The following is a 16,133-nucleotide window of genomic DNA, read 5'->3' as shown; positions in this document are numbered from 1 at the left end:
GAGATGTATGGGGAAAACCCCCGATGCGGGACGCATCGCCGACAGCCCCGTTCCGGCTAATTTCTCCCTGTGCGACGGAAACTGAGGGTGGCGGCCTACGCCATATGCGTCCGCGACGGCCAACTCCTGCTGGCCCGCTGGACCGACGGCCGGGGCCGGCCCGAGTGGACCCTGCCCGGCGGCGGCATGGAACACGGCGAGGACCCCTACGACACCGTGCTGCGGGAGGTGGAGGAGGAGACGGGATACGACGTCGAGGTGACCGGCCTGCTCGGCGTCGACTCCTTCCGCCGCACGACCCGCGCCCGCTTCCGCCGCCCCGTGGACCGCCAGGGCCTCCGGCTCGTCTACGAGGCCCGGGTGACCGGCGGCCAACTCCGCCCCGAGATCGGCGGTTCGACCGACATGGCGGCCTGGCACCCGCTGGAGACGGTCCCCGCCCTCAACCGGGTCGGGCTCGTCGACACGGGCCTGGCGCTGTGGCGGGAGCGACCCGTGACGGGTCGGTTACCCCAGAAGATGAACACTGCGTGACCGCCTTCCGGCCGGTCGAAGAGCGGGTGAGAACACACAGGGTTTGCCAAGATCCACGTACGGTGATCGGCGCTGCGCGTTGCTGTCTCGTTCACGCGCAGGTCATTCCCGGTGCCAAGCATCCAAGGCGAGCGGGTTGTTCGCGGCAGCGAAACCCGCGACCACTGCCGACGCGTTCGCACTCGGGGAGACCGCGCCATGCCGCGCATACGCTCTGTCGCCGGCGACAAGCCCGCGATCAACCGCCGTACCGTCCTCGCCGCCACCGGCGCGGCAGCCGTCTCCGCAGGCGTCGGCTACGCCCTGCGGCCCACCGACAGCCAGGCCGCGGCCGCCGCCGCGCACCCGCACGAGGCGATCGTGGCCCACTCACGTCAGGCCGCCACCGCGCCTCTCGCGCCGTACACCAAGGGCACCACCCTCGCCTCCGTCGCCACCCCGCGCGCCGGCTCCGGCTACCGCCGGCTCGCCGACGGCCCCGGCTGGGCCCGCGTGGTGCGCAGCGAGCTCGCCGCCCCCAAGTCGGGCCGCGCGGGCCGCCGTACCGCGCTCGCGGCGTTCGTGCAGCTGACCGACCTGCACCTGATCGACGCCCAGCACCCGCTGCGCCTGGAGTACGTGCGCTCCGCGGACCAGCACGCCTGGCGCCCCCACGAGGCGCTGACCGTGCAGGGCGCGGTCTCCCTGATCGAGCGGGTCAACGCGCTGCGCGGCGCCCCCGTCACGGGCTCCCCGCTGCACTTCGCCATGACCACCGGCGACAACACGGACAACAACGCGGGGACCGAGCTGGAGTGGTTCCTGACCGTCATGAGCGGCGGCCGGATCACCCCCAACTCCGGTGACCCGCGCCACTACGAGGGCGTCCAGAACAGCGGCCTGCAGCTGTTCTGGCAGCCGGACTCCACCACCCGCGACCACGACAAGCGGCTGGGCTTCCCGCACCTCGGCGGCTTCCTGCCCGCCGCGATCCGGGAGGTGCGCAGCCCCGGCCTCAACCTGCCCTGGTACTCCACGGTCGGCAACCACGACGCCCTGATGCTCGGCTGCTACGGCCACGCCGACTCCTGGCTCGGTGAGTTCACCGTGGGCGGCAAGAAGCTGATGAGCCTGCCCGCCACCGAGGCCAAGAAGCTGCAGAACCTCATCAGGAGCGGCGGCGACCCGAGCGGCACCGCGCTGCGCGACCTGCTCAAGGCGCACAGCCGCGACATGCGCTCCGTGACGCCGGACGAGCGCCGTGCCCCCTTCACCCCGACCGACTACCTCAAGGCCCACCTCGACCCGGCGCACCGCGGTCTCGGCCCGGTCGGCCACGGCTACTCCACCGCCAACCTCGACGCGGGCACCCAGTACTACACGTTCCGCATCTCCGACGACGTCATCGGCATCAGCATCGACACCACCGACCCGAGCGGTCACTACGACGGCTCCATCGGCACCACCCAACTGCGCTGGCTGGACCGGCAGCTGAAGGACAACAAGGACTCCTGGGCCATCGTCTTCAGCCACCACACCAGCAAGTCGATGACCAACACCGAGCACCCCGACCCGGCGCACCCCGGCGAGAAGCGGCACGACGGCGCCGAGGTCGTCTCCCTGCTGAGCCGCCACGCGAACGTCCTGGCCTGGGTGAACGGACACATCCACCGCAACGAGATCACCCCGCACAAGGCGTCGGGCGGCCGCTCCTTCTGGGAGATCTCCACCGCGTCCCACGTGGACTACCCGCAGCTGGCCCGGGTCATCGAGATCGCCGACAACAAGGACGGCACGATCTCCCTGTTCACCACCCTGATCGAGTCGGCGGCCCCGCACCGCACCGACTTCGCCGACCTCACCCAGACGGGCCTGGCCGCCCTCTACCGCGAGATCTCCTACAACGCGCCCGGCGCCAGCAAGAAAATGGGCGGCACACCGAGCGACCGCAACACCGAGCTGGTCCTGAAGAAGGGGTGAGGCGTGCGTGCCGCTCATCCGGATCGCCGTGCCCGGCCGGCCCGGCCGTCCGGTAATCCAGGCGACTCGGATCGGAGACGCCCAGTTCATCCGTATGAAACGTCCGTGGCGCCTCATATCGGCTAACCCGCTGTTCACGGGGATGGCTCGATCTGTACGAGGCGGGTGGTCGTGTGCGTGCAAGGCACGGACTGCGTGTGCTGTCTGTTTACGAGGGTTTCTTCTCCGGCGGGGCCCGGATCGTCCATAGTGACGTCGTGCTCGGCCTGGTCGAGGGTGGTCAGCAGGATCACCGGGTGCTGAGCATCCACGGTGAGGTGCACCGCGAGGCCACCCGGCAGCGGATGGAGGACGACGCCTGCTACCGGTCGCTGACCGCGGCCGGGGTGGGCGTCACGTCCCTGGGCCGCAGCTTCCCCGCAAGCCGGGATCAGGTCGGTTTCACCGGGCCGGAGCTGGCCGACACCGCACGGGCGACCGCGGAGGCGGACGTCATCCTGTCCCTGAAGGAACAGCCCCTGCGGCTGCTCAACCAGGCGGGCCTGCCGCGCCGCCCGGTCGTGGTCTGTCTGCACCGCTCCGACCCGGAGAACCAGGGCGCCGCCCTGGACGAGCTGAAGGCGGCCATCGCCGACGGCACGGTGGTGGCCTGTGTGTGCTGCGCGGAGTCCACCCGGGCCGCCTACCAGGCCGCCGGGGTGCCGGGCGAGCTGCTGCACGTCATCCCCAACGGCGTGGACCTGCTCCGCTTCCGCCCCGACCCGGCCGCCCGGCTCGCGGTGCGCGCCGCCCTGGACGTCCCGGCCGACGCCCCGGTGGTGATCTTCGCCGCCCGCTACGACGCGATGAAGAACGTCCCCCTGTTCCTGGCCTCAGCCCGCGCCTGGCTCGCCCGGGAGCCGCGCGGCCACGTCCTGATGTGCGGCGCGGGCATGACGCGTGCCAACCCGGGCCTGGTCGCGGACATCGCGGCCGCCTTCGGCACCGACCACCTCCTCACGGACCGGCTGCACCCCCTCGGCGTCCGGCACGACATGGAGCACCTCTACGCGGCCGCCGACGTGGTCGCCCTCACCTCCTCCTGGGGCGAGGCGGCCCCGCTGTGCCTGGTCGAGGGCATGATGTGCGGGGCCGTACCGGTGGCCACCGACGTCGGCGACAGCGCGGCGATCGTCTCGGGCCACGGCTTCGTCACCCCGCCCGACCCGGACGCCATCGCCCGGGCCTGGACGGAGGCGGTCACCGCCCGCTCCGACCTCGCCCCGGCCCTGGCCGCCGGCCGCGAACGCTTCAGCCGTACGCGGATGATCGCGGCCTACGCGGCCCTGATCGACGGCGTCCACACCCGGGCGACGCTGCCCCCCGCCCTGCCCGACCCGCTCTGATCCCCACACATGAGGAGGGGCCACCGGACCCATCCGGCAGCCCCTCCTCTCCCCTCCTGACACCGTCCCGGTCCGTCACTACCGGGGCAGTACCACGACATAGGCCGCCGGGTCGCGGTCGCCGGAGGCCATCAGGGCCGTGCGGACCACGGCCGCCTGCTGCTCGACCGAGTCCCGGAGCTTCTTCGGGGTGATGTGGACGACCGTGATGCCCAGGCGCTCCAGGGTCTCCCGCTTGCGGGCGTACTCGGACCACATCGCGTCGTCGTCCTGGCGGGGCGCGCGGGTGTCGAGTTCGACGGCGACCGCCTGCTCCGGCCAGTAGGCGTCCAGGCCGCCGAGGTGCGGGCCGCCGGGCAGCCGCAGGTCCACGTTCCAGACGGGGTCGGGCAGACCGTGCTCCTCGACCATGCGGTACAGCCGGTCCTCCGCGATCGCCCGGCCCTCGGCCAGCAGGGAGTCCACCGCGTCCACGACATGCGGTCGGCTCAGCAGTTTCGCGTTGTTCAACTCCCGTACCACGGACGCCGCTTCGCAGTGGCCGCCGCGCACCGCCTCGGTCAGCAGCCGCCGTACGGCACCGGCGTCCGAGAGCTCCGACACCGCGTCGGCCAGGGCGCGCGGGACCGGCGCGACGGGAACTCCCGTCACCTGCCGGGCGGTCGGCAGGGACGCTGTGCGGACGACGCGGGCGCAGCCGGTCGAGCGCACCCGGCGCAGCCGGGGGACCAGGACGTCGATCTTCTCGATCGACAGCAGCGGGGGCGCGGAGGTGAAGCCGTGCAGCGTGAGGGCAGCGAGGCCGGTGATCATCGCCTCCGCGTACACCGGGCGGTGCGGGGACTCGGCGCCGGGCTGGGCCGGCACCCCGGGGGCGGCCTCGCGTGCCGCGTACATCAGCACCGCGTGCAGCCGCTCCTCGCTGGTGGGCGGGCCCGGGTGGAGCAGGAAGACACCCGGGAGGATCTGCTGCCAGGGGCCGCCGGGGCGGCACTGCTCGGTCAGCTCCGCGGACGGGACACCGTGCGCCTTCAGCTGCGCGGCCGTCACGACACGGCGGTGCACCTCGGAGAGGTGACGGAGCGGGCGGGGGGACAGCGGGGTGTTGTGGGTCATGTCCCGGGGTTTTCCGCGCCCGGACCGCCCCCTAACCGCTGTTACACGCTCGTCGACAAATGCGGACAAGGCAGCACTAAAGGACGGGTGTTCGGATGCCGATAGGGCACCGAAAACCCCTGGTCCAAATGGGTTGGGCCAGGGGTTACGGGTGTTATTGACCGGATTCCGTAACGGTCACCGGCGGCTTAGTCGTTGGCCAAAGCCTGGGCCCGCAGCGCCCGTGCCAGATCGTCCCGGGCCTCCAGCACCAGCCGGCGCAGCGCGGGCGCCGCCCCCTCGTGCGCCGCCAGCCACGCGTCGGTCGCCTCCAGCGTCCCCGGCGAGTCCTGCAGCGAGGGGAACAGACCCCGCACCACGTCCATGCCGATCTGGATGGACCGCTCCTCCCAGACCCGCTCGATCGCCGCGAAGTACCGCTCCGCGTACGGCGCGAGCAGCTCCCGCTGCGAGGCCTGGGTGAAGCCCGCGATCGTCGCCTCCACCAGTGCGTTGGACAGCGCGTCCGACTCCACCACCTGCGCCCACGCCTGCGCCTTGACCGCCTCGGACGGCCGCGCGGCCAGGCACCTGACCTGGTGGCGCTTGCCGGAGGCGGTGTCGTCCCGGGCCAGTTCGGCGGCCAGCACGCCCTCGTCCGCGACCCCGTGCGCGGCGAGCGGCTCCAGGAACGCCCAGCGCAGCTCCTGGTCGACCTCCAGCCCGTCGACCTTCTCGGTGCCCTCCAGCAGCCCCCGCAGCAACCGCAGGTCCTCCGGGGAGGAGGCGACCGTCGCGAAGAACCGCGCCCAGGCCAGCTGGTGCTCACTGCCCGGCTCGGCCGCCCGCAGCTCCCGCAGGGCGCCCTCCGCCACCAGCCGCCCGCCGGTCTCCCGCCAGCCCGGCGCCACATAGTGCACCAGCGCGGAGTTCGCCCACGCGTGCAGCATCTGCAGGACGCCGATGTCGGACTCGCGGCCGGAGAAGCGCAGCACGATCTCCACGAACTCCCGGGCCGGCAGCAGCGCGTCCCGGGTCATGTTCCACAGCGCCGACCAGCACAGGGCCCGGGCCAGCGGGTCGGTCATGGTGCCCAGGTGCTCGCGCAGGGCGGCCAGCGAGGTCTCGTCGAAGCGGATCTTGCAGTACGTCAGGTCGTCGTCGTTGACCAGCACCAGCTCGGGCGCCTCGGCACCGGCCAGCTCGCCCACGACCGTCCGCGCGCCGTCGACGTCCACCTCGGCCCGCGCGTACCGCTCGAGAGAACGCTCGGGGGTGCGCCGGTACAGGCCCACCGCCACCCGGTGCGGGCGCAGCTCGGGGTGCGACTCGGCGGCCTCCTGCACCACTGCCAGCTCGTCGACCCGGCCGTCCGCGGCCAACAGCACCTGCGGGGTGAGGGAGTTGACGCCCGCCGTCTGCAGCCAGGACCGTGCCCAGCCGCCCATGTCCCGGCCGCTGGTCTCCTCCAGCACCGACAGCAGGTCACCGAGGCGGGTGTTGCCGTACGCGTGCCGCTTGAAGTAGCGGCGGGCGCCCTCCAGGAACGCGTCCTGGCCGACGTAGGCGACCAGCTGCTTGAGGACGGAGGCGCCCTTGGCGTAGGTGATGCCGTCGAAGTTGAGCTTGGCATCCTGCAGATCGCGGATGTCGGCCGTGATCGGGTGGGTGGAGGGCAGCTGGTCGGCGCGGTAGGCCCAGGCCTTGCGGCGGTTGGCGAAGGTGATCCAGCCGTCCTCGAAGCGGGTCGCGCCGACCAGGGCGAAGGCGCCCATGAAGTCCGCGAAGGACTCCTTCAGCCACAGGTCGTCCCACCACTCCATGGTGACCAGGTCGCCGAACCACATGTGCGCCATCTCGTGCAGGATCACGTTGGCGCGGCCCTCGTACGAGGCCTTGGTGACCTTCCCCCGGAAGATGTACTCCTCGCGGAAGGTCACCAGGCCCGGGTTCTCCATCGCGCCCAGGTTGTACTCCGGCACGAACGCCTGGTCGTACTTCCCGAAGGGGTACGGGTAGTCGACGTGGTCGTGGAAGAAGTCCAGGCCCTGCTTGGTGACCAGGAAGACGTCGTCGGAGTCGAAGTAGGGCGCGAGACCCTTGCGGCACAGGGCGCCGAGGGGGATCTCCAGCGTCGTACCGTCCGGGAAGGTGCGCGAGTAGGAGTCCGTGACGTAGTGGTACGGGCCCGCCACCACGCACGTGATGTACGTCGAGATCGCCTTCGTCTCCGCGAACCGCCACACCCCGTCGGTCCGTTCGCCGACGCCGTTGCTCCACACCGTCCAGCCCTCCGGGGCCCGCACCTCGAAGCGGAACGGGGCCTTGAGGTCGGGCTGCTCGAAGTTCGCGAAGACGCGCCGGGAGTCGGCCGGCTCGTACTGGGTGTAGAGGTAGACCTCGCCGTCCTCGGGGTCGACGAAGCGGTGCATGCCCTCGCCGGTGCGGGAGTAGGCGCACCGGGCGTCCACCACCAGCTCGTTCTCGGCGGTGAGGTCCTCCAGCAGGATCCGGGAACCGTCGAAGACCTGACCCGGGTCGAGATCCCTGCCGTTGAGCGAGACGGAGGTCACACTCGGCGCGATCAGATCGGCGAAGCTGGACGCGCCGGGCTCGTTGCAGCGGAAGCGGATCGTGGTGACCGAGCGGAAGGTGCGCGGACCGTCCCCGGTCTCCTCGCCCACCGCCGAACGCAGGTCGAGCGACACCTCGTACCCGTCGACGGACAGCAGGGCGGCCCGCTCCCGGGCCTCGTCACGGGTCAGATTCTCACCGGGCACGGGCGGCACTCCCTCGGCAGCTGTTCGGTATCTGGACAGGGCTGATCCTGCCATGCGCTCCTGACGGGAGGCAGCTCGGAACGAGGGCGGCGGACGGGGAATGGGGACGGCGACGCCCGGTGTTGCCGGTTGAAACGAGTACTTTTTCTAGGAGAGCCATGTCCGAGACCGCGAGCAGCTCCGCCAAGACCCCCGTCGACTTCTGGTTCGACCCGCTGTGCCCCTGGGCGTGGATGACCTCCCGCTGGGTGCTGGAGGTGCAGAAGGTCCGGGACATCGACATCCGCTGGCACATCATGAGCCTCGCGGTGCTCAACGAGGACCGGATCGACGAGCTGCCCGAGGAGTACCGGGAGATGCTGGCGACCAAGGCGTGGAAGCCGGTGAAGGTGGTCACCGCGGCCTGGCAGAAGCACGGCGCGGACGTCGTCGGCCCGCTCTACACCGCGCTCGGCACCCGCTTCCACAACAACGGCGAGGGCCCGACCGTCGAGGCCATGGCCTCCGCGCTGGAGGAGGTCGGACTGCCCGCCGACCTGATCGACTACGCCGACCAGGAGGACTTCGAGTTCGAGGCCGAGCTGCGTGCCTCCCACAAGGAGGGCATCGAGAAGGTCGGCCAGGAGGTCGGCACCCCCGTCATCGCCGTGCCCGGCGCGGACGGTGAGCAGATCGCCTTCTTCGGCCCCGTCGTCACCCCCGCCCCCAAGGGCGAGGAGGCCGCGAGGCTCTGGGACGGCACCCTCGCCGTCGCCTCGGTCCCGGGCTTCTACGAGATCAAGCGCACCCGCACCAAGGGCCCGGACTTCAGCAACCTGTAGGTCTCACCGATCTGTAGGTCTCACCGATCTGTAGGTCTCACTCGGGGGCGGCGTTCTCCTCGTCCTTCTTCTCCCGGAACTTCTCGGGGAGGATGCCGCCGTCGCCCTGGCGGAAGTAGGGCTGGTACCACAGGCAGCCCTTGGCGGTGCAGCGCCAGAGGTCGTGGACGAAGTGGCGGGGGCCCTTCTCCTCGCGGACGGCGGCCTTCTCCGCGTCGTTGAGCTTGCGGAAGTCCTGTCTGCTCCTGCAGGTGGGGCACATCCGGCTCGTCGTCATGAACCTCTCCTCGCCGCCCGTTTCGCGTCAGGTTCCACCACGGATGTCGGTTTCGTCCATACCCCTGCGTCGAGCGCACCCCGTACCGCTCCGCCCCCAGGCGGCCTGATCTCGTTGAACGGCCCTGCGATCAGGATCGGACGTAGGAGGATGTCGGTATGACGGAGATCGACACCTCGGTGCCGCATTCGGCCCGGATCTGGAACTACTGGCTGGGCGGCAAGGACAACTACCCGGTGGACGAGGAGGCCGGCGACGCCTACACCGCCGTCTTTCCCGGCATCGTCACCATCGCCCGCAGCAGCCGCGCCTTCCTCGGGCGCACCATCCGCTACCTCGTGACGGAGGCGGGTGCACGGCAGTTCCTGGACGTCGGCACGGGACTGCCGACCGTCGACAACACCCACGAGGTCGCCCAGCGCCACGCCCCCGACGCGAGGATCGTCTACGTCGACAACGACCCCCTGGTCCTCGCCCACGCCCGGGCCCTGCTGACCTCGACGCCGGAGGGTGTCACGGCGTACGAGGACCTGAGCCTGTACGAACCGGAGCGCATCCTGGAGGCGGCGGCGAGGACGCTGGACCTCACCCGGCCGACGGCCCTGATCCTCAGCGGCATCCTCGGGCACGTCAGCAGCTACGACCAGGCCCGCGACCTGGTGCGGAGCCTGATGGCGGGCCTGCCCTCCGGCAGCCACCTGTCCCTGAACGAGGGCTCGCGCGGCACCGACCCGGTCTACGAGCAGGCGCAGGACGCCTACAACGAGACCGGCGCGGTGCCGTACTTCCTGCGGCCGGTCGAGCAGATCGAGGGCTACTTCGAGGGCCTGGAGCTGGTGGAGCCGGGCGTCGTGTCCGTCCCGCTGTGGCGGCCGGACCCGGGCGCCGACACCGCCCCCATCGGCCAGCACGGCGGCGTGGGCCGCAAGCCGTAGGGCACGACGGGGGCGGTGCCGGCGGTGACTACGCGGCCACGGACGTGTAGTGCGAGGCGTCGCCCTCGATCGAGTAGCTCTCCTTGCCCTCGATGCCGACCGGGATGTCACCGGCGACGGTCACCCGGTGCAGCCGGCGCGGCAGACCGTCGTAGTTGTCGACGGCGTAGTGCTGGGTGATGCGGTTGTCGAACAGCACGAGCTGGTTCTCGGACCAGCGGTGGCGCAGGATGTTCTCCGGCCGGGTCACGTACGCCTGGAGCAGGTCCAGGATCTTGCGGGACTCGCCCGGGGAGAGACCGACGATCCGCTGGGCGAACCCGCCGATGAACAGGCCGCGTTCACCGGTCAGCGGGTGGACGCGGACCACCGGGTGGACCGTGCGGTACTTGATGGACGTGAACTGGGCGCGCTGCGCGGCCTGCTGCTCGTCCAGCTCCTCCTCCGGTACGGCGTAGTCGTAGTCGTTGGTGTGCTCGGCCCACAGCGTGTCCGCCAGGTTCCGCAGGGACTCCGGCAGTTGGCGGTAGGCGGCGGCCGAGCTGGCGATCAGGGTCTCGCCGCCGTACGGCGGGATCGTGAGCGAGCGCAGGGTGCTGGCCTGCGGCGGGTTGAGGACGAACGTGACGTCGGTGTGCCAGTGGTTGGCGGCCCGGCCGCGCTCGCTGTCGACCGGCAGGACGTTCGGGACGCCCTCGACGGAGGAGACCGTGGGGTGGGCGGTGGTCACGTCGCCGAAGTGGCGGACGAAGGCCTGCTGGCCCTCGTCGTCGAGGTTCACGTCGTCGAAGACGAGCGCCTTGTGGACGTTCAGGGCCTCGCGGATCGCGGTCGCCGTCTCCGCGTCGAGCGGCTTGGAGATGTCGACGCCCAGGACGCGGGCGCCGATGTGGGCGGTGACCTTCTGGATCTCGAGCTCGGACATGTGCGGAAGTCCTTTCAGACGAGGGCGGGTTCGGCGGGCTGGAGGTACTGGTTGGCGGGGCGAGGGAGGCCGTAGCGCTCCCGCAGGGTCTGGCGGGGTCCGTACTCCGTGCGCAGCAGGCCGCGGGTGCGCAGGATCGGGACGACGTGGTCGACGAAGGCGTCGAGGCCGGAGGGCAGGACGGCCGGCATGATGTTGAAGCCGTCGGCGGCGCCGCGCGTGAACCAGCTCTCGATCTGGTCGGCGACCTGCTCGGGCGTGCCGGCGAAGGTGAGGTGGCCGCGTCCGCCGCCCAGCCGCCCGATCAGCTGCCGGACGGTGAGCCGCTCGCGCCGGGCGAGCCCGACGACGAGCGTGTAGCGGCTCTTGGCGCCCTCGACGGCGTCCTCGGACGGCAGGTCGGCGGGCAGTTGGGCGTCCAACTCCAGAGTGCCGGCGGGAAGTTGCAGCAGGCGCTCCAGGTTGGCCACGCCGTGCCGGTGCACGATGTGGTCCTCCAGCAACTGCTCCTTCGCCCGCGCCTCGGCCTCCGTGGACCCGATGACCGGCACGATCCCGGGCAGCACCTTGATGTGCTCGGGGTCCCGTCCGGCCGCCCTCGTACGGGACTTGAGGTCGGCGTAGAAGGTCTGCGCGTCCTCGAGGGTCTGCTGGGCGGTGAACACCGCCTCCGCGTACCGGGCCGCGAACGACTTGCCGTCCTCGCTGGACCCGGCCTGCACGAGCAGCGGGTAACCCTGGGGCGAACGGGGGACGTTGAGCGCTCCCTCGACACTGAAGTACGTCCCCTTGTGCCGAGGCGGATGGATCTTGCTGTCGTCGCCCCAGACGCCGGCCGCCTTGTCGGCGACGATCGCGTCGTCCTCCCAGCTGTCCCAGAGCTTCAGGGCCACGTCGAGGAACTCGGCGGCACGGGCGTACCGCTCGGCGTGCGCGGGCTCGTGCTCCAGACCGAAGTTCCGGGCGGCCTCCGCGCCCGCGGTGGTGACGATGTTCCAGCCCGCCCGGCCACCACTGATGATGTCCAGCGAGGCGAACTTGCGGGCCAGGTTGTAGGGCGAGTTGTACGAGGTCGACGCGGTGGCGATGAGCCCGATGTGCTCGGTCGCCGTCGCCAGCGCGGTGAGCAGGGTCAGCGGTTCCAGGGCGCCGGCGGGACGCTGGGCGAGGTTGCTCCACAGCTGTGGACCGTCGGCGAGGAAGAGCGAGTCGAAGGTGCCGCGCTCGGCGGTTCGGGCGAGCCGTACGTAGTGGCCGAGTTCGACATGCGCGAGCGGATCGCTCTCGGGCAGCCGCCACGAGGCCTCGTGATGACCGGTGTTCATGAGGAAGGCGTTGAGGTGGAGCCGGCGGGTCATGCGTGGTCCTCCGGGAAACCCTGGTTGGTGGTCATGCGTGGTCCTCCGTGACGCCGAGCGCCGCGAGCAGCCGTTCCCGGTACTCGCCGAGCAGGGGGTCGCGGTAGGAGCGCGGGTGGGGGCGGTCGATGGTGAGGTCGAGTCCGATACGGCCCTTGTCCAGGACCAGGACCCGGTCGGCGAGGACGATCGCCTCGTCGACGTCGTGGGTGACGAGCAGGACGGACGGCCGGTGGCGTTTCCACAGCTCCCGCAGCAGGCCGTGCATCCGGATGCGGGTCAGCGCGTCCAGCGCGCCGAACGGCTCGTCCGCCAGCAGCAGTTCGGGCTCGCGGACGAGGGACCGGGCGAGCGCGGCCCGCTGGGCCTCGCCGCCGGACAGCTCGTTGGGCCAGGCCCGCTCGCGCCCCTCGAGCCCCACCTCGGCGAGCGCCTCCCGCCCCCTGCGCTCGGCGTCCTTGCCGTCGAGCCCGAGGAGTACGTTGTCCAGCACCCGCCGCCAGGGCAGGAGCCGTGAGTCCTGGAAGACCACCGACACCCGTTCCGGGGCGTCGAGCCGGCCGCTCCCGGTGACCTTGTGGTCCAGTCCCGCGACCGCCCGCAGCAGGGTGCTCTTGCCGGAGCCGCTGTGCCCGAGCAGGGCGGTGAACTGTCCGGCCGGCAGGTCGAGGTCGATGCCGTCGAGGACGGTACGCCCGTCGAACGACCGGGTGAGGCCGCGGAGTCGGACGGCGGGCCGGGTCAGCTGCTCAGTGTGCGGCGCCATGACAGCACCCTCCGTTCGATGAGACGGACCGCGCTGTCGGAGACCAGGCCGAAGACGCCGTACACGAGCAGGCCGACGAGGATCACGTCGGACTGGCCGTAGTTCTGGGCCTGGAACATCATGTAGCCGAGTCCGCTGGTGGCGTTGATCTGCTCCAGCACCACCAGGCCCAGCCAGGAGCCGGTCACCCCGAGCCGGAGTCCCACGAAGAATCCGGGCAGGGCACCGGGGATGACGATCTGCCGGATGAACCGCAGCCTCGACAGCCCCTGCACCTCGGCCAGTTCCACGTACCGGCTGTCGATGCCGGAGAGCGCGGCGTGCGTGTTCAGGTAGATCGGGATGTAGACGACGATGGCGATGATCGCGATCTTGAACGTCTCGCCGATGCCGAGCCAGAGGATGAACAGGGGGATCAGACCGAGGGTGGGGATCGCCCGGTTGAGGTTCACCGTCCCGTCGATCAGCGCCTCCCCGACCCGGCTCAGCCCCGAGGCCAGGGCGAGCACGACACCGGCGACGAGACCGATGGCGAAGCCGTACGCGGCCCGCTCGACGGAGGTCGCGATGTCGGTGGGCAGGGTCCCGGCGGTCCACAGATGCCCGGCGGTCCTCAGCACCGTCCAGGGCGCCGGGACGGCGCCGGGGTCCAGCCGCCCGGCGGCCGAGGCGGCGGCCCACAGGGCGAGGAGCAGGGCCGGCCCGATCAGGCGGGTGGCCGGCAGGCGCCTGCCGGGGGCGAGGCCGCGCCGGCGACGCCGTACCGGAGGGGTCTCCTCGCGGGTCGTCACCGGGACGGCGGTGGTCGTGGTGGTCACTGCGGTCACCTCCGGTATTCCGCCGGTACGGCCTTGGCGGCGATGGACTCGAAGCGGTGGTCGAAGAGCGAGGACACGTCGAACTTCTTCACGAAGCCGCCCTCCGCCAGCAGATCCGCGGTCTCCTGCTCCCACTTGATGGCCTCGTCCCAACTCGGCGGGAACAAGGGCTTGTTGGCGAGGTCGGAGATGGACTTGGCCTGCGCGAGGTTCAGGTTCTGCGTCTTGACGTAGAACTCCTCGTTCCAGGTGCCGGGGTTCTCGTAGATCCACACCTGGCCCTTGGCCCAGTACGGGATGTACGCGGCGACGGCGGCGGCCTTGGCGGGGTCGCTCAGCACGGAGGTCGGTGCCCACAGGAGGTTGAGCAGGTCGACGACGTCGGTTTTGATGACGCGGGCGCCCTTGGACTCGTACTGCTGCAGATAGGCGGGCGCCTGGCTGTTGGCGAGCGGGGCGATGTCCACCTGGCCGGACTGCAGGGCCGTGAGGAACTGGTTGCTGGTCAGCGGGACGAGCTTGACGTCGTCGTACTTCAGTCCCGCCCGCTTCAACGCCCGCAGCAGGACCACTCCTTGGGCCTGCCCCTGGGAGAAGGCCAGCTTCTTGCCCTTGAAGTCCGCGACGGTCTGGATGTCGCTGCCGGGCTTGGTGGCGAAGAGGTAGTTGGGCTTGCGGGTGATGTCGATCGCCACGATCTTCGCGTCGAAGCCCTGGTAGTGCGCCTGGATCGGCGGGATGCCCGCGTTGTTGGCGAGATCGAGGGACTTGGCGCGGAAGGCGTTGATGACATCCGGTCCGGCACCGATGTTCACCCAGCTCGACACCTTGAACGGCAGCTCGCCGAACTTGGCCAGCTTGAACTGCAGTTGCTCGGTGTTCTGGTACGAGGCGATCTTCAGGCTGGTGCCGGCCGGGACCTTGTCGGCGAGCGGTGCGGACAAGGCGCCCTTGCCGGTGTCGGCGGACGCGCTGCCGTTCGCGCAGCCGCTGAGCCCGGCGACACCGGCGGCGGCACCGAGGAGGGAGGTGAGGAAGAGCCGTCGGTCGACACCCGAAGCGGACGAGGAAGGCATGGCGGGACTCCGTGAGTTCGAAAAACACGAGCAGGAAGGAAAACGCGCGGAATTCCAGGCGGAACCAGCCCCGGCAAGGGGGCCCGGCAAAGGGGGCCCGAAAAAGGGGTCACACAGAATTCACGCAGGGGGAAATGAGCGCTTCACACGCGGCAACGTGTCAGCAACAAAGGGTGCGACAGCTCACGAACAGGCTCATGACCAGGATGTTCCCGGCCATGAACGCCCCCTGTCAACATTCGGAGTTTCTGAATTAAATAGCCCGAGGTGAGGCCGCCAGCGGATCCCGGTAGAGCACGTCGAGCGCCACCGAACCACCGGCCACCGCGAGCACGGAATCCGGGAAACTGGTCGGAACGACGGACGCCGCCCGTTCCGCGCCGACCCCTTCGCGCAGCGCGTCGAGGCAGTCCTGCCGGTGGATGGTCCCCACCTCGGTCACCACGACCGTCTCCGGGTTCAGCACGTCCAGCAGCAGCCGCGCCGCCCGCCCGACGGCCCCGGCCCGCTCCACCAGCAGCCGTACGGCCTCCCGGTCGCCCGCGGCGGCCGCCGTGACCACGTGCATCGGGTTGACGCTCGCGACGACACCCGCCGCCCGCGCCCGCCGCACCAGCGTCCGCTCGCTCAACTCGGCCTGCAGGCAGCCGATCCGACCGCACGCGCAGGGCTCCCTACCGCCCGGCACCGGCAGATGGGCGATGGCGCCCGCCTGCGACCGCGGCCCGTGGTGCACCTCGTCATGGGTGGCGAACGCCGCGTCGACCACGTTGCCCACGAACAGATGCAGCACGCTGCCGCCGTCCCGGGCCGCCCCGAACAGCCGCTCCCCGTTGACCAACGCCCGCGCGTGCCCGTCCACATGGACCGGCAGCCCGGTGCGCTCGCCCAGCACCTCCCGCACGGCCACCTCGCGCCAGCCGAGCATCGGATGCTCCACGACGGTCCCGGACTCCCGGTCCACCCAGCCGCCGACGGCCACACCGACCCCCAGCGGCCGGCAGCGCGGCGCCTCGGCCAGCAGGGCGCCGAGCCCCTCGGCGGCCCGCGCCAGCACCCAGCCCGGATCGGTCCGCTCGTGCCGCAGCTCCCGCCGGGCGACCACCCGCCCGCGCAGATCGAGCAGCGCGACCGTGGTGTACGGCACGGCCACATGCACCCCGGCGACCACGAACCGTGAGTCGTCCAGGTCGACGGGGACGTGCGGGCGCCCCACGCCGTTCGAGCGCCGGGGCGCGGACGCCTCACGGATCAGGCCGAGTTCGGCGAAGCGGGCGCAGTAGTCCGTCACCGACGCCGGTGACAGCCCGGTCAGCCGGGCGATGGTGGAGCGGGCCACCGGCCCGTGCTCCAGCACGGACCGCAGGACGACACTGGCGCTCGTCCGGCGCCGGGAGGTGGGGG

General features: G+C 71.1%; 14 protein-coding genes. 5 read left to right on the top strand and 9 right to left on the bottom strand.

Annotation, left to right across the window (positions count from 1 at the left end; genetic code table 11):
* Positions 1-69: 69 nt before the first annotated feature.
* From GRC12_RS18340 to GRC12_RS18330, 3 genes are all read left to right on the top strand, one after another.
* On the top strand, positions 70-534 hold the full coding sequence (locus tag GRC12_RS18340) for an NUDIX hydrolase (protein ID WP_208780379.1): 465 nt from the start codon (positions 70-72) through the stop codon (positions 532-534).
* A gap of 198 nt (positions 535-732) precedes the next feature.
* Positions 733-2,493 (top strand): TIGR03767 family metallophosphoesterase, encoded by a 1,761-nt coding sequence (locus GRC12_RS18335; RefSeq protein WP_208780378.1) that lies wholly within the window; start codon positions 733-735, stop codon positions 2,491-2,493.
* Between the two features lie 197 nt (positions 2,494-2,690).
* The gene (locus tag GRC12_RS18330; protein WP_208780377.1) at positions 2,691-3,878 is read left to right on the top strand and encodes a glycosyltransferase; all 1,188 of its coding nucleotides are present in this window, start codon (positions 2,691-2,693) and stop codon (positions 3,876-3,878) included.
* Between the two features lie 78 nt (positions 3,879-3,956).
* Here the strand turns inward: GRC12_RS18330 and GRC12_RS18325 are convergent, their stop codons facing one another.
* Positions 3,957-4,994, bottom strand: a complete 1,038-nt coding sequence (locus GRC12_RS18325) for a hypothetical protein (protein WP_208780376.1) — start codon at positions 4,992-4,994, stop codon at positions 3,957-3,959.
* 188 nt (positions 4,995-5,182) lie between these two features.
* Positions 5,183-7,753, bottom strand: coding sequence for an aminopeptidase N (gene pepN / locus GRC12_RS18320; RefSeq protein ID WP_208780375.1), 2,571 nt, complete (start codon positions 7,751-7,753; stop codon positions 5,183-5,185).
* 158 nt (positions 7,754-7,911) lie between these two features.
* Here pepN and GRC12_RS18315 point away from each other — a divergent pair, with 158 nt between their 5' ends.
* The gene (locus GRC12_RS18315) at positions 7,912-8,574 is read left to right on the top strand and encodes a mycothiol-dependent nitroreductase Rv2466c family protein (RefSeq protein WP_208780374.1); all 663 of its coding nucleotides are present in this window, start codon (positions 7,912-7,914) and stop codon (positions 8,572-8,574) included.
* Positions 8,575-8,611: 37 nt separating this feature from the next.
* On the opposite strand, the gene GRC12_RS18310 is transcribed toward GRC12_RS18315, so the two are convergent.
* Entirely contained in the window at positions 8,612-8,851 is a 240-nt protein-coding gene (locus GRC12_RS18310) for a hypothetical protein (RefSeq protein ID WP_208780373.1), read from the bottom strand.
* Positions 8,852-9,009: 158 nt separating this feature from the next.
* Here GRC12_RS18310 and GRC12_RS18305 point away from each other — a divergent pair, with 158 nt between their 5' ends.
* On the top strand, positions 9,010-9,786 hold the full coding sequence (locus GRC12_RS18305) for an SAM-dependent methyltransferase (protein WP_208780372.1): 777 nt from the start codon (positions 9,010-9,012) through the stop codon (positions 9,784-9,786).
* 28 nt (positions 9,787-9,814) lie between these two features.
* Here GRC12_RS18305 and GRC12_RS18300 read toward each other — a convergent pair whose 3' ends face one another.
* The 6 genes from GRC12_RS18300 to GRC12_RS18275 all read right to left on the bottom strand — a co-directional run.
* Positions 9,815-10,711 carry a TauD/TfdA dioxygenase family protein gene (locus tag GRC12_RS18300; RefSeq protein WP_208780371.1) on the bottom strand — a complete coding sequence of 299 codons (897 nt, stop codon included), beginning with the start codon at positions 10,709-10,711 and terminating at the stop codon, positions 9,815-9,817.
* Between the two features lie 14 nt (positions 10,712-10,725).
* Positions 10,726-12,069, bottom strand: coding sequence for an LLM class flavin-dependent oxidoreductase (locus GRC12_RS18295; RefSeq protein ID WP_208780370.1), 1,344 nt, complete (start codon positions 12,067-12,069; stop codon positions 10,726-10,728).
* Positions 12,070-12,100: 31 nt separating this feature from the next.
* A complete protein-coding gene (locus GRC12_RS18290) occupies positions 12,101-12,835 on the bottom strand; it encodes an ABC transporter ATP-binding protein (protein WP_208780369.1) in 735 nt (244 codons plus the stop codon).
* Positions 12,811-13,662 carry an ABC transporter permease gene (locus GRC12_RS18285; protein WP_439959893.1) on the bottom strand — a complete coding sequence of 284 codons (852 nt, stop codon included), beginning with the start codon at positions 13,660-13,662 and terminating at the stop codon, positions 12,811-12,813. Before GRC12_RS18285 ends, GRC12_RS18290 begins: the two co-directional genes overlap by 25 nt.
* On the bottom strand, positions 13,659-14,729 hold the full coding sequence (locus GRC12_RS18280; protein WP_208780367.1) for an ABC transporter substrate-binding protein: 1,071 nt from the start codon (positions 14,727-14,729) through the stop codon (positions 13,659-13,661). The genes GRC12_RS18285 and GRC12_RS18280 overlap by 4 nt, the downstream gene beginning before the upstream one ends.
* A 253-nt stretch (positions 14,730-14,982) precedes the next feature.
* The coding region (locus GRC12_RS18275; protein ID WP_208780366.1) for an ROK family protein at positions 14,983-16,133 on the bottom strand (1,151 nt) is incomplete at its 5' end.

It is taken from the genome of Streptomyces griseorubiginosus (assembly GCF_017614965.1).
GTDB classification, from domain to species: Bacteria; Actinomycetota; Actinomycetes; order Streptomycetales; family Streptomycetaceae; genus Streptomyces; species Streptomyces griseorubiginosus_B.
This window is presented reverse-complemented; position numbering and strand designations above follow the sequence as displayed.